This is a genomic window from Hydrogenoanaerobacterium sp. (assembly GCF_032017025.1).
Classification (GTDB): Bacteria; Bacillota; Clostridia; order Oscillospirales; family Ruminococcaceae; genus Hydrogenoanaerobacterium.
In genome coordinates, this window is record NZ_DALZQO010000001.1 from 358,423 (window position 1) to 382,619 (window position 24,197).

24 protein-coding genes and 1 riboswitch are annotated in these 24,197 nt (G+C 48.0%); of the genes, 5 read left to right on the forward strand and 19 right to left on the reverse strand.

The window, feature by feature from the left end; translation table 11 throughout:
• Window positions 1–35: 35 nt before the first annotated feature.
• From RTV33_RS01680 to RTV33_RS01695, 4 genes are read right to left on the reverse strand one after another with little or no spacing between them, the layout of a single operon-like run.
• Complete coding sequence (locus tag RTV33_RS01680; RefSeq protein WP_312640849.1) at window positions 36–860, reverse strand: ATP-binding cassette domain-containing protein; 825 nt, start codon at window positions 858–860, stop codon at window positions 36–38.
• Between the two features lie 4 nt (window positions 861–864).
• On the reverse strand, window positions 865–1,644 hold the full coding sequence (gene cbiQ, locus RTV33_RS01685) for a cobalt ECF transporter T component CbiQ (RefSeq protein ID WP_312640850.1): 780 nt from the start codon (window positions 1,642–1,644) through the stop codon (window positions 865–867).
• A 3-nt stretch (window positions 1,645–1,647) separates the two neighbouring features.
• Window positions 1,648–1,953 carry an energy-coupling factor ABC transporter substrate-binding protein gene (locus RTV33_RS01690; protein ID WP_312640851.1) on the reverse strand — a complete coding sequence of 102 codons (306 nt, stop codon included), beginning with the start codon at window positions 1,951–1,953 and terminating at the stop codon, window positions 1,648–1,650.
• Window positions 1,954–1,965: 12 nt separating this feature from the next.
• On the reverse strand, window positions 1,966–2,712 hold the full coding sequence (locus RTV33_RS01695) for an energy-coupling factor ABC transporter permease (RefSeq protein WP_396327197.1): 747 nt from the start codon (window positions 2,710–2,712) through the stop codon (window positions 1,966–1,968).
• A gap of 139 nt (window positions 2,713–2,851) precedes the next feature.
• A riboswitch (cobalamin riboswitch) is annotated at window positions 2,852–3,047 on the reverse strand.
• 175 nt (window positions 3,048–3,222) lie between these two features.
• Between RTV33_RS01695 and RTV33_RS01700 the strand changes: the two genes are divergently transcribed.
• On the forward strand, window positions 3,223–4,524 hold the full coding sequence (locus tag RTV33_RS01700) for a patatin-like phospholipase family protein (protein ID WP_312640852.1): 1,302 nt from the start codon (window positions 3,223–3,225) through the stop codon (window positions 4,522–4,524).
• Window positions 4,525–4,699: 175 nt separating this feature from the next.
• Here RTV33_RS01700 and RTV33_RS01705 read toward each other — a convergent pair whose 3' ends face one another.
• Window positions 4,700–6,094 (reverse strand): serine hydrolase, encoded by a 1,395-nt coding sequence (locus RTV33_RS01705; protein WP_312640853.1) that lies wholly within the window; start codon window positions 6,092–6,094, stop codon window positions 4,700–4,702.
• A 453-nt stretch (window positions 6,095–6,547) separates the two neighbouring features.
• Between RTV33_RS01705 and RTV33_RS01710 the strand changes: the two genes are divergently transcribed.
• A complete protein-coding gene (locus tag RTV33_RS01710; protein WP_312640876.1) occupies window positions 6,548–7,066 on the forward strand; it encodes a peptidylprolyl isomerase in 519 nt (172 codons plus the stop codon).
• A gap of 58 nt (window positions 7,067–7,124) precedes the next feature.
• Here RTV33_RS01710 and RTV33_RS01715 read toward each other — a convergent pair whose 3' ends face one another.
• Together RTV33_RS01715 and RTV33_RS01720 are read right to left on the reverse strand one after the other, a co-directional pair.
• A complete protein-coding gene (locus tag RTV33_RS01715) occupies window positions 7,125–7,964 on the reverse strand; it encodes a phosphoenolpyruvate-utilizing N-terminal domain-containing protein (protein ID WP_312640967.1) in 840 nt (279 codons plus the stop codon).
• Window positions 7,965–8,076: 112 nt separating this feature from the next.
• Window positions 8,077–8,394, reverse strand: a complete 318-nt coding sequence (locus tag RTV33_RS01720) for a hypothetical protein (RefSeq protein ID WP_312640878.1) — start codon at window positions 8,392–8,394, stop codon at window positions 8,077–8,079.
• Between the two features lie 169 nt (window positions 8,395–8,563).
• On the opposite strand from RTV33_RS01720, the gene RTV33_RS01725 reads away from it, so the two are divergent.
• The gene (locus RTV33_RS01725; protein WP_312640880.1) at window positions 8,564–9,043 is read left to right on the forward strand and encodes a DUF6530 family protein; all 480 of its coding nucleotides are present in this window, start codon (window positions 8,564–8,566) and stop codon (window positions 9,041–9,043) included.
• Between the two features lie 2 nt (window positions 9,044–9,045).
• Window positions 9,046–9,393, forward strand: coding sequence for a GIY-YIG nuclease family protein (locus RTV33_RS01730; protein WP_312640882.1), 348 nt, complete (start codon window positions 9,046–9,048; stop codon window positions 9,391–9,393).
• Between the two features lie 78 nt (window positions 9,394–9,471).
• Here the strand turns inward: RTV33_RS01730 and RTV33_RS01735 are convergent, their stop codons facing one another.
• The 9 genes from RTV33_RS01735 to RTV33_RS01775 all read right to left on the reverse strand — a co-directional run bounded on the left by RTV33_RS01735 (window position 9,472) and on the right by RTV33_RS01775 (window position 19,881).
• Window positions 9,472–10,506 carry a 2-hydroxyacid dehydrogenase gene (locus tag RTV33_RS01735; RefSeq protein ID WP_312640884.1) on the reverse strand — a complete coding sequence of 345 codons (1,035 nt, stop codon included), beginning with the start codon at window positions 10,504–10,506 and terminating at the stop codon, window positions 9,472–9,474.
• A 166-nt stretch (window positions 10,507–10,672) separates the two neighbouring features.
• The gene (locus tag RTV33_RS01740) at window positions 10,673–11,743 is read right to left on the reverse strand and encodes a hypothetical protein (RefSeq protein WP_312640892.1); all 1,071 of its coding nucleotides are present in this window, start codon (window positions 11,741–11,743) and stop codon (window positions 10,673–10,675) included.
• A gap of 11 nt (window positions 11,744–11,754) precedes the next feature.
• The gene (locus tag RTV33_RS01745; protein ID WP_312640894.1) at window positions 11,755–12,804 is read right to left on the reverse strand and encodes a phosphodiester glycosidase family protein; all 1,050 of its coding nucleotides are present in this window, start codon (window positions 12,802–12,804) and stop codon (window positions 11,755–11,757) included.
• 13 nt (window positions 12,805–12,817) lie between these two features.
• Window positions 12,818–13,870: a bifunctional glycosyltransferase family 2/GtrA family protein gene (locus tag RTV33_RS01750; RefSeq protein WP_312640896.1), complete on the reverse strand. Its 1,053-nt coding sequence runs from the start codon at window positions 13,868–13,870 to the stop codon at window positions 12,818–12,820.
• Between the two features lie 40 nt (window positions 13,871–13,910).
• A complete protein-coding gene (locus tag RTV33_RS01755) occupies window positions 13,911–15,278 on the reverse strand; it encodes a PIG-L family deacetylase (RefSeq protein ID WP_312640898.1) in 1,368 nt (455 codons plus the stop codon).
• A 16-nt stretch (window positions 15,279–15,294) separates the two neighbouring features.
• The gene (locus tag RTV33_RS01760; RefSeq protein WP_312640900.1) at window positions 15,295–16,479 is read right to left on the reverse strand and encodes a CapA family protein; all 1,185 of its coding nucleotides are present in this window, start codon (window positions 16,477–16,479) and stop codon (window positions 15,295–15,297) included.
• A 16-nt stretch (window positions 16,480–16,495) separates the two neighbouring features.
• Window positions 16,496–17,755 (reverse strand): serine hydrolase, encoded by a 1,260-nt coding sequence (locus tag RTV33_RS01765; RefSeq protein ID WP_312640902.1) that lies wholly within the window; start codon window positions 17,753–17,755, stop codon window positions 16,496–16,498.
• Between the two features lie 181 nt (window positions 17,756–17,936).
• A complete protein-coding gene (fsa, locus tag RTV33_RS01770) occupies window positions 17,937–18,584 on the reverse strand; it encodes a fructose-6-phosphate aldolase (RefSeq protein WP_312640904.1) in 648 nt (215 codons plus the stop codon).
• Between the two features lie 250 nt (window positions 18,585–18,834).
• Window positions 18,835–19,881 (reverse strand): aldose epimerase family protein, encoded by a 1,047-nt coding sequence (locus tag RTV33_RS01775; protein WP_312640906.1) that lies wholly within the window; start codon window positions 19,879–19,881, stop codon window positions 18,835–18,837.
• A 195-nt stretch (window positions 19,882–20,076) separates the two neighbouring features.
• Between RTV33_RS01775 and RTV33_RS01780 the strand changes: the two genes are divergently transcribed.
• Window positions 20,077–21,357, forward strand: a complete 1,281-nt coding sequence (locus RTV33_RS01780; protein WP_312640908.1) for a cytochrome c biogenesis protein CcdA — start codon at window positions 20,077–20,079, stop codon at window positions 21,355–21,357.
• 35 nt (window positions 21,358–21,392) lie between these two features.
• Here the strand turns inward: RTV33_RS01780 and RTV33_RS01785 are convergent, their stop codons facing one another.
• The 3 genes from RTV33_RS01785 to RTV33_RS01795 form a co-directional block, all read right to left on the reverse strand.
• Entirely contained in the window at window positions 21,393–22,160 is a 768-nt protein-coding gene (locus RTV33_RS01785; RefSeq protein ID WP_312640910.1) for a peptidylprolyl isomerase, read from the reverse strand.
• 209 nt (window positions 22,161–22,369) lie between these two features.
• Window positions 22,370–23,245 (reverse strand): peptide chain release factor N(5)-glutamine methyltransferase, encoded by an 876-nt coding sequence (gene prmC, locus RTV33_RS01790; RefSeq protein WP_312640912.1) that lies wholly within the window; start codon window positions 23,243–23,245, stop codon window positions 22,370–22,372.
• The gene (locus tag RTV33_RS01795) at window positions 23,239–24,177 is read right to left on the reverse strand and encodes a DUF1385 domain-containing protein (protein ID WP_312640914.1); all 939 of its coding nucleotides are present in this window, start codon (window positions 24,175–24,177) and stop codon (window positions 23,239–23,241) included. The genes prmC and RTV33_RS01795 overlap by 7 nt, the downstream gene beginning before the upstream one ends.
• Window positions 24,178–24,197 lie beyond the last annotated feature (20 nt).

A 24,197-nucleotide genomic window follows, 5' to 3' on the forward strand; every position in this document is an offset into this window, starting at 1 on the left:
ATAGCAGTCCCATTTGCAAAATAGATTCACTTGTATTACAGCAGGCTTTCCAGTTCTTCTATGGTTCTCGGGGGAGCCCCTTTATTGGCAAGCACACCGCCTGCACAAAGCCTGCTGTACATGCGCAGTACAAAAGGGGGCTGCAAGCCTGTTTTTTCAAGCAGTGGCAGGTCACTGAATACCTCTTGTGGCGTACCGGCCGCCTGCACCTCGCCATTACCCAGTACGACAATCCGGTCTGCCCATGCATAAGCAGTATTAACATCATGGGTTGCCATTAGTATGGTGATTCCATCGGCACTGAGTTTATCGATTTCCTCCATCAGGCGGCGCGCATGAACGGGGTCGAGCGCCGAGGTTGGTTCGTCAAACAGCAGTACCTGCGGGCTCATCGATAGTACCGATGCAACCGAGACACGCTTTTTTTGCCCGCCGCTCAAGAAATGAGGAGGCTTGTCCTTTAGCTCGGTCAAGTTCATTGCAGCAAGGCTTTGCGTCACACAGCTGTGAACCTGCTCTTTGCTGTATCCGAGGTTGTGTGGGCCGAACGCAACCTCTTGATAAACATCTACGCAGAACAGCTGTGTTTCAGGGTCTTGAAAGACAATGCCGACATTCTTACGCATTTTGATAAGCCCCTTTTTGTCGTAGCCCAAGGGTTCGCCATCAAACAAAATGCTGCCGGATAATGCCTTGTGAACACCGTTAAGGCACAGAAACAGCGTGCTCTTGCCCGAGCCGTTTGAGCCGAGCACCGCAATGCGTTCGCCGCGCTTAACATCAAGGTTCACGCCCTTAAGTGCTTCGGTTCCGTCGGGATAGGTATATTTTAAATCTCGTATGGATAGTATTGTCTCCACTGTGTTACCCCGCAATCAGTTTGGTGAAAATCGCCGCAGAAATGAGTGCTAGCTCATACACTGCCAGCATCGCTTTTTGGCGGCCGGTGGTGCGTATCAGCTCACCGGTAAAGGCAAAATCGCCGTCATACCCGCGCGATTCCATGGCATCGTACAGCCGAGATGACTTCTGAAACGCCCCTACAAACACCGAGGATGCCAGCACCGACAGTGAACGAAAGGACGCACGGTACCCCATATTCCCCAGCCTTGCCTTTTGCGCAACCGCCATCTGCTCCGCCATACCCAGAAGGATAAAGATAAAGCGATAGATCATCATCATGAGCTCGGTGAGCAGCTTAGGGGTGTGCATGCGGTCGAGTAACCCAAGCAAATCGCTCATCGGGGTAGATACGTATAAAAAGTATAGGCACGAAACACCCGCCATCGATTTTAAGAAGACGTTCAGTGCCTGTTCTACCCCCGCCCTTGTGACAACCAGATAGCTGCCAAATACAGGCAGATTTACAAATCCGGCAGGCTCAGCGGAAAAGCTGACCGAGATAGTGACCACGCCGAGGAGTAAGAACCAGAACGGAATAGCGCACATCCTCAGGTAGCGGCGCAGCGGCAGCCCCGAAATAACGATGCAGAGCAGCGTCATCAGTGCAAGCACACCGGCCGAAAACAGGTTCTCACTCACCAGCAAGGTGCACAGCAGTGTAGAGACCGCAAGCCCCGCCTTAAAAGCAGGGCTCACGTCTTTGATCTTAGAGCCGTATGCGAGCCGATCCATGGTTACCATTGTTTATTGTTCCTTCTTTTTGTACTTCTTGCTGGCTGCAAGGTAGCCGATGCAAAAGAAAAATATGCCTGAGCCGAGTGCCGCCTGCAAACAGAACAGGAGGCTTTCGGTTTCGCCCCCGGGAGGCGCCCACATGGGCTCGAACCACGGCTCGTATTCAGTGTTGATCGAGGTGATAATTTCATCCGCAGCGCCGTCTGCGCCGCCAAACTCGGAATCTTTTATGGTGAGCAGCGGATAAACCACGATGCCCACACAAACGGCGAGTGCCAAAACAACGCCAAGTACTTTTTTCGTTTTTGTATTCATTCTGTTCCCCTCCTATTTCACGGTAACGCAAAGCGTGTTCAGCTCGTCGGAGCAAAGTGACGCAATCGCGTTGAAGACCAATACAGTTAAGATACCCTCAACGATAGCAAGGGGAATTTGGGTCATAGCAAAGATGCCCATAAACTTGCCCCACGACTGCATAAAGCTGACCGTCTCGTTGTTAAATGCAAGGGCAAGCTGGGTTGCCGTAACCGCGTAGGTAAACAGGTCGGCGACAAACGCCGCTAAGAACACTTGGATATTTTTAGGAAGCTTACATTTTTTTGCAAGCAAGTAAACACCATAGCCCACAAACGGGCCTGCTACTGCCATGGAAAAAGCATTTGCGCCCAAAGTAGTAAGACCGCCATGCGCGAGCAGAATTGCCTGAAACAGCAGCACGATAAAGCCCAGCACAGCCATAACGGCAGGGCCGAACAGAATAGCTCCAAGCCCCGTACCGGTGGGGTGAGACGAGCTTGCCGTTACCATGGAAGGCATTTTTAATGCAGAGAGTACAAAGCAGTATGCACCCGACATTGCCAGCAGCATTTTAATGCGGTTGTTACCCGCACACTGCTTTTTGATGGAAAGAAAGCCCCACACAAAAAAAGGCAAGAAAAGTGCGCCCCAAACGAGGCACCACCCTGCGGGCAGCATGCCCTCTGCAATGTGCATACCATAGGCAGGCACAACGCTCAGCATCATCATGGACACGAGGATAGATGCTTTCATAATGTTTTTTTGCGACTTGTTCATTTCGTCATTCTCCTTTTTGTTTTTTGAGGATTCGGTCGCAGACATGATAAAACACCGCCCCAGCATGCATCAATGCCAAAGCGGTGTCGTGAGAATAAAAAAGAATTCTCAAAACGTACGCTGGTTTCCGCAGTACTGTACGCGTTTACTAACTGCAGGCAGATATTCTGGCTTGTGCATCAACACACCGATTCGCCTTCCCAGAGAGTTTCTCCAGTGACATTTTGATCGGTACTCCACACTTACAGCAGCGGCCCTGCGCGGGATTTTCACCCGACTTCCCATTTCAACAAATTGCCCAAAAGCAATCTGTGACCTGCAGTCATATTATATATTTTATCATTAAAATTGTACTCAATTAAGTGCAAACTGTCAAGGGAATATCTTACGAATAACCACAATATATTGCTATTTCTCACAAGATAATACCCAAATCACCACATTGTGTATTTTGTAAAAATGTGGTAAACTAAAAAGGAATTAAAATAAACGGCAAAGGGGTGATGTGATATGGGAAAAACCGCACTGGTCCTGGCCGGCGGAGGCTCGCGCGGGTCGTATGAGCTGGGCGTATGGCAGGCACTGCGCGAAATGGACATTACGATTGACATTGTAACCGGTACCTCCATAGGCGCCATTAACGGTTCGCTGATTGCACAGGGTGACTATGAAACAGCGGTTGCACTGTGGGATAAAATTGAAACCAGCCATGTATTCGATGTGCAGGTAGACGAACAGCAGAGTGTACGGCAGAAAGTAGTGCAAACCTACCGAGCCTTTGTGCGCAACTTTATTAAAAGTGGTGGCACCGACAGCAACCCTTTAAAAGAAACACTGAGCGCCTATTTTGATGAAGACCGTATCCGCTCCTCCCCTATTGATTTCGGCGTGGTGACCATGGAGATGGATTCACGCAAGTCGCACGAGCTTTTTAAAAATGAGATGCCGAAGGGCAAGATGATCGATTATATTCTTGCAAGTGCCTCCATCTACCCCGCCATCAAACCCTATGTAATCGACGGTGTACGTTATGTTGACGGTGCATATTACGACAATCTGCCGGTAAAAATGGCACTTGCACGCGGTGCAACAAGCATCATCGCGGTAGATCTGGAAGCATTCGGCGTGGTAAAAAAAGAAGAGCTGCGTCTGGCGCGGCAGGTGAAATATATCCGTTCGTATTGGGACCTGGGCCCGACGCTGGTGTTTGACCGCACTACAATGCGGCGCAACATTCGGCTGGGATACCTGGATGCCCTTAAGGCATATGGTGCTTACGATGGGCATGCGTTTACGTTTATCACCGGCTTTGCTGATGAATTGGCCACACTCTTTACCGAACAATTGTATCTGGATGGATTATTCAGGGGCGATGTGGCAGATAAGTCCTCGATGCTGGATAAGTTGTTCTGGGGGCGGATATCTAAATTCTTGGAGGAGCGCGGCATCACCGAGCCTGCCCCGCGCGATATTGCCTTGGTATGTGCTGAGGTTGCGGGCGAAACCTTTGGGCTGAGCAACGAAAAGATTTACTCCAAAGAGGTGTGGCTGAGGCGCTTGAAGGCAGAGGTTGACAGCGTGGAGGTGCCCGAAGCTCTGACAGGCAGCAGCACCGAGGGGAAACGCCGCATACTGGAAACACTGCGCGAAACCACCACACTGCTGAACAAACGTGTGCGCACCAAATATGCAGCCTTGGCCATCAAAGAAATTTTGGAGCTGCAGGATATTCAAAAGCTGCTTACCAACGTTACCATTATGCCCGATGCGTTTTTGGGCGGCGCTTATTTGGCACTCAATCATCTGGTATAATAAACGCAAAAGCGTTTATTATACTCGTTCTAATCCCCTTCGGCTCGCTGCTTACGCGGCAACCGCCGAAGAAGGGTATTAGCGCAGAAGCTATGTTACCAAGCCGCGCTTAATTATTATAAAATTGTATAAAACAAACGCCACCTGCTGCGTGTTACAGCGGATGGCGTTTCTTTTATTTTCTGCGCCTTACAGTCGGGGGCGGCGGCCTTGTAATGATATCGGAGTCATCATACTCACGGATACGTTTCATACGGTTTTGGCGGCGGCGCCATTTGCGGAACCGGTTGAAACCACGGATGAGCAGCATCACCAGAAACAGCAGTACAATCAGCCCGAGAATCGAGAGCAGTACAATCCCGATTATCTTCAGCACGTTCATCAGCTGTGTACGAAGCGGCGTTTTCGCAGGCACCACTGCGTCTGTGGAATCAATGTCGGTATCCAGCGCAAGTGTGCGGAAGCTCATTGGGTAACTGCCAATTTCACCGTACATGCTTTTGCTCTTGGTTTTAAACATAACAGTCGGGTTAATGTTTTCATCTGAGAAATATTCCGGCACATCGTAGTCGATGCTGATATCGCCCTGCGACATGTTTTTGTGTACAAGAAAGCTGTATTCATCCTCGCCGAAGATGTTCACGTTTTCGGCCGAACCGCCCGAGCGGTAATGCGACACATTGAATGTTTTAAGCTGATCTTTGGTTATGGTCATTCGCTTAAAATTATCAAAGCAGTAGTCAAAAAGAGCGATGGAATCGGTAAATTTATCGTACTTCTGCGCGGCCTTCATCACCACGCAAATCAGCTTCATTCCGTTTTTTTCGGCAAGCGTTACACTAGTGTGCTTCGCTTCCTGCGTCCAGCCCAGCTTGCCGCCAAGGGTTCCCTCGTAGTAATATTTCGACTGTACCAGCATCATATGCTCGGTAGCGAATTTACGCTGTTTCGGTTGTTTATTCGTAGGCTGGAGGGTGTAGGTATCCTGCATGCCGAATACATCCATAAAGCCGGGTACACCAATGGCATATTTTGTAATCAGCGCCATGTCGTAGGCTGTGGTGTAGTGGTCATCGTCGGGCAGCCCGCTGGCATTGACAAAGTGGGTGTCTGCACAGCCGAGCTCCTCCGCCTTTTTGTTCATCAGCTCCGCAAAGTCCTTCATTGTACCACCGATGTGCTCGGCTATCACATTTGCCGCATCGTTTGCCGAGGGCAGCATCGTAGCATAGACAAGGTCTTTGAGCGTCACAATTTCATCCGGTTGCAGCGCAATGTGCGAGCTGTTCGGCTCAATGGCAAACACCGCATCCTGCGTAACGTTTACGCTGTCCTCCAGCTTGCCGTTCTCAAGCCCCAAGGCTACCGTAAGCACCTTGGTAATACTTGCAGGAAACTCCTTTTTCTCCATGTTCTTCTCAATCAGAACCTGTCCCGTTTCGGCGTCCATTACCACGTATGCATCGGAAGCAGCGGACGGTGGCACCGATGCCTCGGCGGCAAAGGCGGTTATTGTATAAGATGCCGCAATTGCGGCAGAAAGCAACAAAGCAATCACTTTTTTGATCATTTTAAATCTCCTGTACAGTTTATTCGTCGCGAATCGACAATCAAACAATTTTTATTATAGCAATGTTTACCACAAAAGAAAATAGCTAAAGAAAAAAAGTTAAAGATTTTAAAATATTAATACCTGTGGTATAATAAAATAAATATTTTGCCTACGGGAAAAGAAGGTGGCTTGCAACATTTGCCTTTGGCAAATATGTTCTATTACATCGGAAACGGTCTTTGCGAGCCTTAGCATGCAAACTTGCGCCATGCGCAAGTGTAAAACTGTGTTTTAAGACCGATTTATGGTATAATAAACGCAAAAGCGTTTATTATACCCGTTCTAATCCCCTTCGGCTCGCCGCTTACGCGGCAACCGCTGAAGAGGGGCAATTATACCGCAAACGCAGCGCGTTTGTGGTATAATAACTAGCGTCTATAATTTATTTTACAGTGAAAAGAGGCTTTTATTATGAAAAACCCAATTGTTACAATTGAAATGGAGAGCGGCGGCGTCATTAAGGCGGAGCTTTACCCCGAAATTGCGCCCAATACGGTGAAAAATTTTGTTTCGCTTGTAAGCCGCGGCTTCTATGATGGCGTTATCTTTCACCGTGTCATTCCCGGCTTTATGATTCAGGGCGGCGACCCGCAGGGAATCGGCATTGGCGGCCCCGGTTATTCGATTAAAGGCGAATTCAGCGGAAACGGATTTAAAAACGACCTTGCCCACACCAAGGGTGTGCTTTCAATGGCACGTGCACAAAACCCCAACAGTGCGGGGTCGCAATTTTTTATTATGGTAGATGATGCCCCGTTTTTGGATGGACAATACGCTGCTTTCGGCAAGGTGATCGAGGGCATTGAAGAGGCTGACCGCATTGTATCTGTCTCGCGTGACCGCAGCGATAAGCCCTATGAGGATCAGGGCATGAAAAAGGTAACGGTGGATACATTTGGCGAAACTTTTGACGAGCCCGAAACTCTATAAATTGGAAAAATCCAATAAAAAAAGACTTCTCGTTTTGAGAAGTCTTTTTTTATTGGATTTACGACACCGGCAATGCCACAATTGCCTGCATCTCCTGCCCGTCTAACGTGATCGCATGGTGGTGCACTGCCTTTTCGTAATGGTTTCGCTCCCGATCTTGCGTACAAATCTGTACCCTGCAGTGTTTGAGCGTTGCTTCATCCGGTTCAATAAAAACCTCACCTGTATCGCCGCTGATTGCAACTACCACGCCGCCTGTAATCTCGGCAATTGCCTCTTTTGCCTCCACCACCAGCGGCAGACCCATTGCGCGGCAAAGAATGGCGGAATGCGAATGGATGTTGCCACGCTCGGTCACCACACCCTTGACCAGTTTTCGGTCGAGCTTCACGATATCGGCAGGGCTGAGCGACTCTGCCACCAATATCAAATCATCGGTTCCTTCGTAGCTTCCCGTTATGGCTGTGGTTTGCATCCCCGCCAAACGTAGCAGCAACTCGGCCGCAACATTGGCAATGTCCGAGCTGCGCTCCCGCATATACTCATCTTCCATTTCAGAAAAAACCTTGCACAACCGCTTCATCTCGTAATCAAGAGCATAATCGGCATTGACATGCTCTGCCCGTACCATCCGCTCAATATTATTAAAGATCTCGCAATCCTCCACAATCATGCTGTACATCATGAAAATGTCGGCAGAAGATTGATCTATTTCTTGAAGGGTTTGACTGTACAGGACAGCAAGCTCAGCGCCGTATTCCTCGCGTGCTTTTTTCAGACGCTCCAGCTCTACCAAGGGGGCAGTAATTATTCTGCGCCGGATTTCATGCCGCGTAGGTGCACGCACAACTGCTTTGCCCACAGCACAGCCGCTTGTTGAACCGATTCCCCTAATCATCTTCAATGCCATCACTTCCTTAATGGATTGTTATAAGCTGCTGTAGAATACATTTATATCAATTTAACCAGCTTGCAGCTTTGCATCAGGCGGTAGCAACAAAGTTTTCATCTTACTGCGAATACTTTAAGCCCAGATAGCGCTCGGTAATTTGGGGCCTGTTGTAGCTTTCGCATGGCAGCACCCCTGTTTTTTCGTAATGCTCTTGACAGGCCGCGGTGAGCAAAGTAAGAACACGCTCACAAAGCTCCTGCGTAAAATTTTGCCTATCGTCAAACTCTAAACTCGATTTTTGCAGATAGGTTCTGTCCTGCAGCGTAATACCCACGCTGTACACCATCAAACCCACGTAATCTACGGGCACTACCTCAGGCTGATAAACTCTGTCTGCAACCACCACATAGCTATTCTCCATCTGCTTTGCCGTCAAACCCAACACTCCTATTCTTATTGCTATTGTAGCATCTTTATACCTGCGAAAAAAGCTTATTTATAAAATACTAAGGTATTAAAAGGATATTGACAAATTACAACATCAGCGTTATAATTTACTAGGTTACTAATTTACTAAATTACTAAATATAAAGTGAGTGATCGATATGAAAATTCCAACCACATTAAAACATAAACCCGTGATTGTTTCAGAAAACTATGAGAATGTTGATGGCAGATACGCCTACGACTCGGATGCCAAGGGGCTGTCGCTCGGGCTTGCACAGTGGAATGACCGCGGTAAGGTGGATATTTCGGCAAAGGTGTGGCGCTACACCGGTGAGAAATGGTCGCGCCAATCGGAAGAGCTGCCGCTGCACCGGGTAATCGACCTTGCAATTTTGGTGTGCCGCTCCAAACAGCACTTCCGCGACGCTTACCGCTACCCCAAGCTGTACGATAATGAGCAGCCGGTTATTGACCGTGTGGGTATTCAGGGGGACGCTATGACGGTTGCCGTATGCACCGATAACGAGCATATTGATGAGGACATTGCCCTGTTTCGAGACGCTTTGGCGGCTGATGACGAGATGCTGGGTGAGCGTCTGGCAGTTTTGTCGCGTATCCTAAAGGAAATGGGGTATTGATTTTGGACGCAAAAAGCCGAAAAAAAGAAATTTTGCAGCAGTATAAGGAACGCAAGATAACCGGGGGAGCCTACGTTATTACCAATAAGGCAAACGGAAAAATGCTCTTGCTTTGCGAAACCGATCTGAAAGGTTCTCAAAACCGCTTCAATTTTATGTCGATGATGGGTACCTGCATCAACAGCAAACTTCAAAAGGATTGGAACGAGTTTGGCCCGCAATCATTCACCTTTACCATACTGGAAGAATTGGAAATGAAGGAAACGCAGACCTTGCCTGAATTTCAGGAGGATTTAAAAGTACTGGAAGAACTGTGGCGTGAAAAATTGGGCGAAGATAAGCTATATTAAACCACAAAAACGGCACCGCCGATCGGATATGATCAGCGGTGCCATTTTTTACAATTTTATTTAAAATAGTTGATATGGTTAGAAGCAGCGTCCGTTGGGCTGCTTTTCACAGTTACCCAGCTTGTCGCATTGGTAACAAATTTCGTTTTGCAATGGCGCTCCTTCAAAATATGCCTTTAGGTTTTGCAGTGTGGTTTCGGCAATATTTTGCAGTGCCTCGTCGGTAAGGAACGCCTGATGAGAGGTGATAAGGACATTGTGCATCGAAATCAGGCGGGCCAGTACATCATCGCTGATGTTGGTGTTGGAAAAGTCTTCGTAGAATAAATCAGATTCCTCTTCGTACACATCAAGTGCCGCGCCACCCACCTTGCCTGACTTAATGGCTTCGAGCAGCGCCTCACTGTCAATGAGCGCACCGCGGGAGGTATTGATGATATACACGCCGTCTTTCATCTGTGCCAGCATTTGCTCGCAAATAATATGGTGAGTCTCCTTGGTGAGCGGACAGTGCAGCGAAATCACATCCGCGCGGCGGCACAATTCCTCCAGCCCCACATATTCGATGCCGCTGTCCTTTACCGGGTAAGGGTCGTACGCGATAACGTTCATACCGAATCCGCGGCAGATATCGATAAATACGCGGCCTATTTTACCGGTGCCAATCACGCCTGCCGTTTTACCGTGCAAGTCAAAGCCGGTCAGACCATTGAGGCTAAAATTGTATTCGCGGGTGCGGTTAAACGCGCGGTGCAGCTTGCGGTTGAGGCAAAGCAGCAGCGACATAGCGTACTCAGCAACCGCGTAGGGGGAATAAGCAGGCACACGAACCACATGCAGCTTTTGAAAAGCCGCTTTAAAATCGATATTGTTGTAGCCCGCACAGCGCATGGCGAGCACGCCAACGCCATTTTTGCCCATTGTTTCAATAACGGATCGGTCAATGGTATCGTTGACAAAAGCGATTGCACCCTCACAGCCCCGTGTCATCGATGCGGTGTTGCTGCTGAGCTTCTCTTCAAAATAGACAAGTTCAAAATCGTATTCCGCTTTTAGCCGGTCGAACCAAATCTTATCATAGGGCTTGGTGTCAAAAAAAGCGATTCTTTTCATTTTGTTCATCCTCTCGCTTCAGGCAATTCTTACACTTAGTATAAGGTTTCCCGCACCCGATTACAATCATTCTGAAAAGAAAAATTTTTATGTGTACTCAATAAACCCTGCTCTGTTTTCAGCAAAAACAGATTCCTCGTAACTCTGCACATTGCTGTTATCGTATTTACAATGTCACAATATTGACCAGCTTCCACTGCTCCTCAAGCTTTATGAAAGAGAGCTGATAGCTAGAGGGGTAAACGTACTCTTGAGTGCCTTTTTTTATAACATAATCGAAAGAGATGTTCCCCGTAAAGTCATTTTCAGAGAACTCGGTAAGCTCGGAAATCTTAATATTGCGGCACTCATACGAGTCATGAGGAATGTACCAACCGTTGTAGAAATCTTTAATGGCATTGTAAAATTCTGTTTGAACGTTGAGATATTGCCAAAGCTCCGAAAAGCTTGCATCCTGAGTAATAAATGCGGCGTAGGTTTTTGCTGCCTTTTCGAGCAGTTCTTGGTGTTGTTTTTGCTTAGCTGTGTTCACGGGCGCCAGTACATAATAATTTGTTTTACTGGTTTCGGCAACCATACAGGGTTCTCCGCTGTTTTTCTGCGCGGTAACAGTGGGTGGTAGCAACAACCCTTTCACCTCATAGCGCATCTGCTTGGGTGCAAGCTCCTGCTGGTGCACACCCTTATAATACTCCACAGCCCTATCGCGTGAGATAATTTCGCTTCCGGTAAGCTCTTTTCCGTTCACCAACACCTTAACATGCGAGGGCGCATCAATGGTAACGCTGCCGAAGTAGTTGAGCGGTGCACGTGCTGCCCACCGATGGGCACTGCCCACCGCGGACGGAACGACTTCAAGGCTGCCCGCCCGCTTTTTATCAAGATACAGATCATAAAGCTGCGTATCGGGTGTTTTCGATGCTTTTTTAATAAAAGAAGCGTTATCCAGCTTGCCTTTATATAAGGTCTTGATGTAGTTGATGTATTCCTCTTTGCCGGCAAATCGCGTTTCTTCAAAGCCCGACGTGGCATAAATTGTCTCGTAATCCCCTGCTTTGAGCAAATCCACATAGCGCTGCAGGGCTGCATTGGGTGTATTGGCCTCATAGCGTTCCAGATAACCCCACAGATAAAACAGCCCGCCGGCAATGGCGATCAGCAGTACCGCAAAGAATATTCCAAGCCCAATGAGAAAGCGATATTTTTTCTTTTTTACTGGTATGTAAGTTGCTTGCATATTACTATTCCCTACTTCACTATAAAAGCTGTCGGAAGCTTGCGCGAGCCATACAGCGATGCGCAAACATTAACCACTTCCCCATTGTATACCATCAGGCTGGACGAACCGCCATCAAGATTTGCGGCATTGATCGCTTCAAACTGCATCATCACGTCAATGCAATCCTTATAAGATGCACCGATACTGTGCGTCTGCCTGCCGTCAATCACAAGCATCAGCACTGCACCGTCGGCGCGTTGGCCGATTACCGTGCGTGGGTTCAGTCCGCCGCCTGAGCCGGCTACCTCAACCGGCTTGCCGTTAACGATAAATACAGGCCCAAAACTGACTGCATCGCGCATGCCGAGGTCGAGCGCCTGCTGCCCCGTCATTTTACCAACAATCAGCTTGTTGTTTTGGTCAAAACCTACGACAAAATCTGCATAGGTAAGCGAGCCGTTGATCAGTTTAGAATCTTTGATGACAACACCGAGCGGCATGCCGCCCCTGCCAACACCGTTTTCATCAAAAAAGCCTCCGCCATTGATGCCTGCAACCGCACCTGTGTTTTTTACAAAATCCTCTACGCGCACACCGTCTAAATTCATACCAAAAACAGGCGCCACCGCAACCTTTACACGCGATGGGTCATGGATAATGAGCATCTTGCCTTTAAAGGTGGGGCCGCTCACATCCAAAAGCTCAATGGTCTCTTTCGGAATCGATTTATCGCCCTCAACAAACTCAGCACTTGCGTCGGTTACCTCCTGCACTTCAACCACTGCGTTTTTCCGTTGAATTGCTTTAATTTCGGCATCGGAAAAATACATCTGTGCCAAAAACTTAGCGGCACTGGTTTCCATTACTGTGGTGACAAACAAGTCACGTACCGAGGGCGAAGGCCCGCGGCAGATGATTGTGACCGCACCAAACAGCAAAAGCAGCAATGAGAAAATCAAGGTGCCAAATACCGCGGAGCAGCGCCCGACAATACGTTTTATACGCGAGCCCCTGCCCTGCTTTTTTTCGCGGATTTCAATAAACCGCTCATTTCTCCGCTGCATTTTTTCCGTAGTCAAAATCGTTTGCCCCTTAATTCGTTTTATTAAAAATTAATTCGCGCTGAATTTGAAAGCTGATGAGAAACAAAATCGAATCTACAATTAACTTAGACAAAGCAGCCGGCAGCTTCAGCAGTGACGTCAGCAAAAACACTCCGCCGTAGCTTGCCGCCATCTGCAGCGCACATAAAGTATAGTACTTGATCATTGTCGACTTAATCGGTGCTTTGCTGCCAAATACGTAATTCTTATTGAGTGTATAGTTTACGGCGGAAGAGCATAAGCGTGCCCCCACCGTTGCAATCAAAAGCTGATCTCGCAGCGGCAGCCACGCAAACAGCCGCTCCAGCAATAAAAACAATAAGAAATCGCACCCAGCGGATGCAATACCCGACCATAAAAACTTGAAGATGAGACGATAAATACTGATGGAATCGCGCAAGGGGTTAAAATGCGAGGTAGCATTGTCGTCGATATAAACCGTGCTGATGGGCACCTCCAAAATAGGTATGCCGCGGCGCTTGGTCTCTAACAGCATATTGGTTTCATACTCAAAGCGTTCGCCTGTAAGGTCAAGGATATCATGCACAAAAGCGGCGGAAATCCCGCGAAGTCCCGTCTGTGTATCCGATACGGCGATGCCGCAAAGCTTTTTAAAGCACCATGCTGTGGCTTTGTTGCCAAAGGCATTGCGCGGGGGTACGTCAGGTGCAGAAAAATCGCGGCAGCCCAGTACAAGGCTGTCTGGATGCTCCTCCAATGCAGCGGCACAGGCAAGAACGTCTTCTATGCGGTGCTGATTGTCGCCATCCGCCGTCACTACACCGATATCACCATTTTGGTGGTTGAGAAAATAATTGAACGCCGTCTTCAGCGCCGTGCCTTTACCAAGATTTTTATGATGACGCAACAAAACACACTGACTGTTTTCTGCTACAGCAGTGCTGAAATAATGCTTATTTTCTTGTGCGCTGCCGTCGTCAACCAAAATAATTCTTTGAAAGCCGGCTTTCACAAGCCCGCTCACCACCGCTAAGAATTTTTCATCGGGGTTGAGTGACGGCACGATGATACTTACTCTCACTGTTTACTCCTCATTTTTACAAAAGGCCCTTTCAAAAGCCCTAGTGCTTTGCCTTTTTGCCCTTTTTTAGGGTGAAAATTACCGCTGCTGCCATTAGTGCCGCTACTACCGCGCAGGCAATGATTGCTGCTAAAACAGCCCTGCCGTTTCCCTGCTCTGCCGTCGGGTGCTGCTCCTCCGGCTGGGGGGCTGGCTGGTGCTCACTGACTTTTGGGGGTTCCTCTGCCGGCTGCTGTGGTGCAGGCGGTGAAAAATCAATGTTCTCGCAAAAGTCTCCTCCGACCACATCCGGGCCTACCGTGCTGCGGTAAAGCCCGAATTTTCTGCAATCGTATGGCCCGTAATCCTCTACCTGAAAATATTTCTGCTGCGACACATGCTTTGCAAACCCCTCTTTCGCTATATCAATCGCAGTTTTTCCGCCAAAGCGTTCAAGGGGGATGTTCCAATCCATAAGTACTGCATTCTCATTAAAAAGATGCAGGTATGTTTTGGGTACGTCCCAGATTCCGTACTGCTCTGCACTTTGAGGGTATTGTGCAGGATCGTTACTGATTTCGATTGCCTTTTGCAGCGTGTAGGTGTTGTAGATATGTACCCCATGCCCATACTCACCGTTTACATCGTGCCCAACCACCACCTCGGGCTTAAAGCGGCGCAGCTGTTCCACCTGAAAGGCAGTAACAGCCTCTTCTGGGTACAACCCCTTTGCCTGCTCCAGGCTGCTAGCGTATACATCCACAAAATCGGAGAGGACGGGGTATGCACTAACACCAACCTGCCACAAACCATCCAACAATTCGTGCGGGCGGTATGGCTCTGCCCAGTGGTTGGTGAGGTAGGCAACCTGCACTTTTAACCCTCGCTCACCCGCGTAATAGGGCATTGTACCGCCAAAAAACAGGTGCTCATCATCTGCATGGGTGGGCAGCAACAGCATATCGGCATCATCGTAAGGCGTCTGCCAGCGCTGCACCCATGGGGGCAGCTCACCTGCGGCAAATACATAAATATCGCAAATGGTATTCTGGTCGCTCTCCAATGTAAGTGTAACCTCGGCCTGTGGTGCGGGCAGTTCTACTGCTTCGTGAATAAAGCCATGGGCGCCGTATGTAACATCCCCTTGTGCCGTAGTCATCTTCCATGGCTTTGGCGGGGTCTCCCATACGATATAAAGATATGAAAACGGCTGCCCGCTCGTGATTGCAACACTGGTTTTACCGCTGCTGCGATACCGCGTGGTACGGTTGCCATCTTGCAGCGCCCATGCGTCGCCCGTGTTTTGCGACGGAGTAAAAACGCAATCGGCTGTGAGCTCGGCGGCTTGTTCAGCGGCAAATGCTGTGCTGCTGAACAAACTGCCAAACACAAGCAGCAATATGTAAAACTGTAACCGAATTCGCTTCAAGCTATCGCTCCTTAATTTAATTCATAAACTGCTCATCAACCACTTCTTCTGCAAATTGGTTGATAAATTCTAGGTTGAACTGTTTTCCATATTCTAACACAATTCCGTGCTCTGCTGCAAGTTTATCGGTATAATCCGAAAGCGGATAGAGCCTTAAATCACGAAAGCCCGTGCCGAAATGAGTGATTACGAGCGAAAGCTTTGGGTCAACAATGCTTATTTTTCCGGTGGTTTCGTTCTTCTGCACCGTAATATTCGCCATGCCGCCAACCAAATTTTCAGGCTCTACCTGAGCCGAAACAAAATTGCCCAGGGAATAAAACACCAGTGCCTTATGCCCGTTTTCTCCGTCGACATACTCGACCGGCTGCAGCACATGCGGGTGAGTACCAAGCACGATATCTGCACCGTATTTTGCCAGATGCTTTGCAATATTCTGCTGATACAGCGTCGTTTTGGTTGTTCCCTCTTCGCCCCAGTGAACCGAAACCACCACCACGTCGGCAACCCTGCGCGCAGCCGTAATCTGCCGCTCCATTGCCTCGAGCTCATCGGTATATACAATCATGCCGGCATCCTCATCGGGCAGGCGCAGCCCGTTTGTATGCTGGGTAAAGCCTACAAACGCAAATTTTATCTTGTTTTTTGTTACCAGCGGTATCGTGTCGTATTCCTTCTCTGAGCGGTATGCCCCAATCATCGTCAGCATTTCTTCGGCGTCCAACGCATCCATCGTCTCAATCAGGCCTTTTTTGCCCTTGTCGAGCATATGGTTGTTGGCGATGTTCACTACATCAAAGCCAAGGGTTTTTAGGTCGCCCGCAAGCTGCTCGGGGGCGTTAAACAACGGATAGCTCGATGGAGGAAAACTTTTTGCAATGGGTGTCTCTTGATTGATAAAAGAAATATCTGCCGCGGCAATTTGCGTTTTTAAATTTTCATATGCGGGTAGAAAATCGTAGCTTTTATTTTGTGTACGGCGTGCCGCCTGCTGATAGATTACATCGTGAATGAGGTTATCACCCACAGCGAGTAAGGTTGCGGTATGTATCGTATCCTCCTTGGGCAGCTCAAGCTCTGCATCGCCGGAGGTAGCCGCTCCGGAGGATCCCTGCTGGGACGAGCTGCCTGTAAGCATTCCCCCGGTACAGCTCGAAAGCAGCATGCAGGCGAGTAATATTGCCAATATCCGTCGTTTCATCGGTTAAATTCTCCAATCAAAGGTATTGCCATATCTGTTTTACAATTGCGTCATTCACCGCATAAATCTGGCTTTCTGCACGTTTTGCGCTGGCGCCGTTGGTAAGAAACACCGCGCCGCGTTTGGTGACGGGGTCGTAAAAAAGGCATGAGATTGCACCATAGGCATTGCCCTGGTGCCCATAAAGAGTTACACCCTCGATAATATCGGGGGATATTTGCACAGCCAGCCCGCGTGTTACATTGGTTACAGAATCGTAAACACGGGGGGTGTGGATATTTTTAAGCGTTTCTTGCTTTAGATAGCGTTTTCCCTCATAGGTGCCGTCGCCCGACAGAATAATGCCAATGCGCGCAAGGTCATCCGCACTGATGTACAGCTCCCCCTGCCCCAACAGATACATCTGCCCAAGGGGAATCTGCCCGTATAGCTCTGCCATACTGCCCCAGCTGAGTGGGTCGGTAGACGAAAAAGCGGCGATAGAATCCTTATCTTTAATATAATCGGTAATAAATGCAGCATCAGCGCCAAGCGGTTCAAATAAGGTATCCCGCGCATAGTCATAAAAATGCTTACCCGAAAGCTTTTCGACAGCACCTGCCACTAAGCCCATTCCAAAATTGGAATAACTGTATGCAGTGCCGGGCTTGCTGCCGCTGAAATTGTTGCGCTGTAAAACGACATCAAGCGAAGGAAACGGCGTCATATTCAGCGCGCGGGTATAGCCCGCACCGTCAATAATTCCCGAGGTGTGGGTCATCAGCATTTCAATTGTTGCGTTATCATCGGGGTAAAATGAATTTTGCAGGTTTTCATTTACAAGCGCAGCAATGTCCATATCCAGGCTCAGCTTCCCCTGCTCCTGTAGGGTCATTGCCAGCATTGTAGTAACTACCTTAGAGATGGATGCGACCCTGTATTTGGTGCTCTGGCTCGCTGGCTTTTTGACAGCGTTTTGCTGCATTTGGCGAATGCTTGCAACGCCATACGAGTGGCTGTAGACGATAGTATCATGTTCCCATACAGCAATACTGCACCCTTTAACACCATATTGCTCGCTAATGCGGTTTATTGCCAAATCAAGCTCGGCTTTATTGTTCGCAATTGTGTTGGTAAAATAGCCGATTTCAGGCTGCTTTTTTTCTGCCGAATACAGTTGCGCAGTACCTGACTCCACAAGCGGAGTTTTGCTGTTGTCTTTTAAAAATCCGACAAGTATGACTGTACAAAGCGAGGTTATAAGTATACCGCAAATTACTTTATTGCGAAAATTCATAAAACGGTCCTCTAACATTTAATATAGAATACATATTCTATATCATTACAACTATATCTCATTTTATTTATAGCGTCAATAAAATGCGACAGAAATCAGCAAACCAATAAGTGGGGGCGCAACAAGAAAAAAGCACCAGCCACTGTGAGTGGATGGTGCTTTTGCAGCAAAATACAGGCTCTTATTTCTTAGGAACAGTCTCCCAGTCTTTCAGGAAGCGCTCAATACCCTGTGTAGTGAGGGGGTGATCGATGCATTTTTTCATGGTCTCGTAAGGGATTGTAGCGATGTGTGCACCGGCCATTGCACAAGCGGTAACATCCTCGGGTTTACGGATAGAAGCCGCGATAATTTCGGAATTGATTCCATGAATATCAAAGATTGCAGCGATTTCTTCAATCAGATCGATGCCATGTGCACCAACATCATCCAGTCTGCCAACGAACGGAGAAACAAAGGTTGCGCCCGCTCTTGCAGCAAGCAGTGCCTGTGCAGCAGAAAAGATAAGTGTAACGTTGGTTTTAATGCCCATTTTGGTAAGTGCAGCGCAAGCCTTAAGGCCTTCAGCACACATTGGAATTTTAATAACGATATTTTTATGGATTTTAACAAGCTCTTTTGCCTCGGCAACCATGCCCTCAGCCTTCATATCAATGACTTCGGCGGAAATAGGGCCGTCCACAATAGAGGTAATTTCAGTGACAACCTCTTTAAAATCTCTGCCCTCTTTTGCAATCAGGCTGGGGTTTGTTGTAACGCCGCAGATAACGCCCAAATCGTTAATTTCTCTGATGTAAGCAACATTTGCAGTATCCAAAAACAGTTTCAAACTAATTTCTCCCTTTCTCCCGTGGCTCACGCCACTTTTTTCATCTTCCCTATTATTATAGGCTATATAGAATGTTCATACAAGTGCGAAATATAAATTATCGCTCCTGTTACCGATAAAACTATATATTCCCTAAATCAATTGATGATTACGAAGAATATTTAGTGGGTGTTAACAACGCTTTTCGGGTTAAATATATGAAATCACAAAAACTGTATGGCTTTATCGAATCATTATGTATCTTACAGGCTTATTTAACCATAAACTGATAAATAGTGGTGTGGTGATAGGTATCTCCGGCGTGCAGCACAGGGCTGGGGAAATGGGTGTGTTTCATTGCATTGGGGTAAAACTGCGTTTCCAGGCAAACGCCGGCATGCTTGCCGTACACTTTACCGCCCTTTGCTGCAAAATCATCCTTTAAAAAGTTCGCGGTATAAAGCTGAACACCCGGTTTTGTAGTAAGGGTTTTCAGCTTTATACCGGTGGATTCGTCCCACAATTGCGCAGCCTCTGCCAAGCCTGCGCCTTCACGGTTGATGATAAAATTGTGGTCGTAGCCGCCGCAATTCTCCAGCTGAACGTATGCATCATTGATGCGTTCACCGATTGCTTTGAATTCGGTGAAATCAAGCGGTGTGCCTGCAACAGGAGAAATTTTACCGGTGGGCAGGCACTCACCGCTGTTTTCGGTGTAGGTACCGCAGTTGAGCTTTAGTTTGTGGTTAAAAATCGTGCCATTGCCTTCGCCCGCCAAGTTAAAGTAGCAGTGATTGGTAAGGTTGATGACAGTATCTTTGTCGGAGGTTGCAATGTAATCGATGGAAAGCGCGTTGTCATCGGTTAAGCGGTAGGTCACTTTAATTGTAAGGTTGCCCGGGTAGCCCTCTTCACCATCGGGGCTGAACAAGGTTAGTTCCAAGGCATCTCCCTTAACCTCGGCACCCCATACACGCCGGTTGTAGCCAATTTTGCCGCCATGCAAATGGTTGCTGCCGTCGTTGCAGTAAAGATGATATTCTACACCGCCGAGTGTAAACTCACCCTTCTCAATGCGGTTTGCAAAGCGGCCGACAAGCGCGCCCAGGCTTGCATCCTGCTTCTCATAATCTGCCACCGTGTCGCAGCCAAGGCATACGTCAACGAGCTTTCCGGTTTTATCCGGCACGTTGATAAAAACAAGGCTACCGCCATAGGTGGTAATTCCAACATTTGCACCGCTGCTGTTGGTTAAGGTAAACAACTCCACAGCTTCGCCGGCTTTGGTGTTACCAAATTCTTTTTTGGTAATACTCATAACAAATCCACTCCTCTATTTTATGTAAGCATTGTACATTCAAAACTAGTATTATTATAGCGCATTCCCACGTATCGTACAATCTAGTCTTATTTTAAAATAATGAACACCCTGCAAACCTTTTTACAAGCTGCTTGCAATATCCTACAATTATGGTATTATATTAAAACACAAATACGACACAAGGAGGTTACTATGTTTGAAGGGCTCGTGTCTACCGAACACATTAGTTTTTTATTTGTATTCTTTGAAGGGTTGCTGTCGTTTTTCTCACCCTGCGTGCTGCCGCTGATTCCCATCTATATCAGCTATCTTGCCGGCAACGCAAAACGCACCGACGAAAACGGTGTTATTTCTTATGAGCGCAAGCGGGTGTTTTTCCACACATTGTTTTTTGTACTGGGTATTTCGTTTGCATTTTTTATTCTAGGGCTTTCGTTTTCGGCACTGGGCAACTTTTTTAACAGCAACAAAATACTCTTCAGCCGCATTGGCGGCATTTTAATCATTCTATTGGGTCTCTATCAAATCGGTTTTTTGGATATGAAGGTATTGGACCGTGAGCACCGCCTGCCGTTTAAGCTCAAGCTGCAAAGCATGAACCCTTTTATGGCATTTGCGATGGGCTTTACATTCAGCTTTGCTTGGACACCATGCGTGGGGCCGGCATTATCCTCCGTGCTGATACTGGCGTCAAGCGCCAAAAATGCAATCACCGGCAACCTCTTGGTACTGGTTTACGCTTTAGGGTTTGTTCTGCCGTTTTTGGCACTGGGGCTGTTTACCACACAAACGCTCAACTTTATTAAAACAAGGCAGCGTTTGCTGAAATATACCATAAAGGCAGGCGGCGCACTGCTCATTCTCATTGGTATTATGACGTTTACCGGCTGGATGAGCGGTATATCAAGCTACCTCAACTCTTTTACGGGCAGCAGTACTGCACCGAGCAGCAGCCAGTCGGAAAGCTCTTCCGCTGCATCTCCCGATGATTCTTCCGCCGCATCATCGCAGGGCGACAAAAAGATTGTTCCTGCATTTGACTTTACCCTCACCGACCAATACGGTAACACACACACCCTGTCCGACTACAAAGGCAAGGTGGTATTCCTAAACTTTTGGGCAACCTGGTGCCCCCCCTGTAAGGCGGAGATGCCTCACATTGAAGAGCTGTACAACGAATATGGTAAAAACAGCGAGGATGTTATCTTCATCGGCGTCACCAATCCCAAAACCGAGGAGCACCCCCAAAACAGTGACGTCTCCATCGACGAGATTAAAACATTTTTGACGGATCATGGTTACACCTTCCCCTCAGTGTTTGACGAAACGGGTGCAGTGCTCAAGGATTATTATGTCAGTGCCTTCCCCACCACCTATATGATCGACCGTGACGGAAATATCTTCGGTTATGTGAGCGGTGCACTCACCAAAGATATTATGAAAAACATCATCAATCAAACCTTGGAAGGGTAACATAAAAAAGGAGCGGTTTTCCGCTCCTTTTTATTTTAATACTTTTCAATCGTAATGTTGGTGATAATAACATCCTCCACAGGCGCTCTGTTTGCGTCTACCTCAACCGCAGCGATCTCATCGATAACATCCATGCCCTCAATGATGTAGCCGAATACGGTGTTTTTGCCGTCTAACCACGGTGCGCCGCCAACCTCTTTGTATTTGTCAATTACTTTTTGCGGAAAAGCGGCTTCTTGCATTTTAGAGAGAGTCTCTTCCTCTACCACAGAGTTTTGAATGATGTAAAACTGGCTGCCGTTGGTGCCGTCGCCCGAGGGCGCCATACCTACCGCACCTTTGAAGTTCCACAGGTTCAGCGAATACTCCTGCTCAAAGCCTACCTTGTTGCCGCTCTCATCCTTAAAGCTGCTTTCACCGCCTGTACCGGTTCCGGTCGGGTCGCCCGACTGGAGCATGTAATTGTTTACAACACGGTGAAACTTTAAGCCGGTGTAGTAGCCCGATTTTGCAAGAGCAATGAAGTTCTCTACCGCTTTGGGGGCATGCTCGGGGTAAAGTGCAACGGTAATATCGCCCATGCTGGTTTCAATAAATGCAACTTCTGCACCTGCCGGTACGGTATCGAACTGCACCAGGTCTACCTGCTCATCGGTAATCTTTTTGTTTTCTTCAATCTGCTGTTCAGGCGTTTTGAGCGAATCTTCATCTGAAACAACATTATTTTTACCGCACCCTGCAAGGCTAAACGCCAGTACCAAAGCCAAAGCAAGGCTCATTGATTTTATAAATTTTTTCACCATAGTCACCTCATTGAATCTGCCGACGGCATTGCGCGGGCAGTATCATTTTCATCCTAAATTCAAGCACCATCCTACAGCGCTTCTGCAACCTATTATATAATATTCATTTTACGGTGGCAAGACCTTTTTGCGCAGCTACGGGCAGTTTGCCCGCCAGGGAATATCTTACAGTTGAAATCGGCATTTTCTAAGATACCATCTTCACACTTTTACGGGCGCATACCGGCAACAACGCGCTCAAAATCGCCAAGGTCTTTTTTTGTTGCGATATTGGCAAAACCGTTTTGCTGCAAAATCTTTTGCACATCATGGCTCTGGTCATCGCCTACCTCGTAGGCAAGCCACCCGCCTTTTTTTAGACTGTTCTTGTATAACCGGGTAATTTCGCGGTAAAAATACAGCCCGCTCGCCGTACCATCCAACGCCATCATCGGTTCGTATTGCACCTCACGCTGCAAACCCTGCAGCTCCGCAGTGCGAACGTACGGCGGGTTGGATACGATTAAATCAAAGCAGGCGATACCCGCACCGCCTCCTGAAGCTTCCAGCATCCTAGGGCTACCCTCCGCCAGAACATCCATTTTTAGCGGTGCAACGTTTCCTGCCTCGTTCAGTGCAATGTTGCGTGTCAGGTAGCCATATGCAGCATCCGAAAGCTCTGCGGCGGTCACCTGCGAAGCGGGCAGATTTTTTGCGAGCGCAATTGCGATGCAGCCGCTGCCGCTGCACAGATCGGCAACCCGTGGAGCGGCAATGCCCTTTAGCTGCTCTAACCCAAACTCCACCAGCGTTTCTGTATCGGCGCGCGGGATAAGTACCCCCTCGCCCACATAAAAATCCAGCCCGTAAAACTCCCACTTACCAAGAATATATTGCAGCGGTTTACCTGTACAGCGTATGGCAAGCAACGCTTCCACTGCGGTGATCTGCGCATGGGTAAGCGCAGCGTCGAAAGCAAGTTGATGCGCACGGTCAAGCCCCGTCGCATGCTCAATTATTTCGCAAAGTTCAAAGGCAGGAGCATATACCCCTGCCTTTTCCAGTTCGCCCATCCATTTAACCCGCAGCCGATGCAGCTCTACCATTTGTCCTCTCCCTGGGTCTCGGGAATAACCGGCTTCATCGATTCGATTGCAACTTCAATCTGGTCATCATGCGGTTCGTTGGTGGTAAGGCGCTGCAACCACAAGCCGGGTGCAGAAATAAATCGGGTGATAACATTGTCGTATCGCCCCGCCAGCTTGATGATTTCGTAGGCAATGCCTACAACCACCGGCAGCAGCAGCAGTTTAATAATAATACGCATCCAGCCGCTATACCATGGAACAGCGGAAAACACGATAATACTGATGACGAGCACAATCAGAATAAAGCTTGTGCCGCAGCGGGGATGAAAGCGCGTATATTCGCGCACGTTCTCTACTGTCAGCTCTTTGCCCGCTTCATAGCAGGCGATGGTTTTGTGCTCGGCACCGTGATATTCAAACACCCGGCGAATGTCGGGCATTTTAGCAACAAGAGCTAAATATGCCACAAAAATAATGATTTTAATCAAACCCTCCAACAGGGTTTTCAGCCCGCCCAATGGGATAAACATATCCAAAAATTTAATGGAATAGGTAGGAAGTACCACAAACAACAGCATGGCAAGTGCTGCACCCATTACCAGCGCAAAGCCGGAAATCACTTTCATCATGCCGTCACCAAACTTGGCAATCAACCATTTTTCAAATTTTGTGGGCTCTTCTTCCAAATCCATACCGCTCTTTTCAGCCGATTTCATCAGGCATTTGTAGCCGAGCGCAAGAGAATCAATTAAATTAAATACACCCCGTAAAAACGGAGCCTTTTTATACCAAGCTTTAGCACCTTTGTTCTCCCAAGTCTCGGTATCAATGCTACCGTCGGGCATTCTGGTTGCCATTGCAGAAATTGCCGGCCCCCGCATCATAACGCCCTCGATTAACGCCTGCCCGCCAATACTTGTTTTATGGCAGCAGGCTTTTTTTTCACTCATTGCATGTTCCCCTTTCTGTT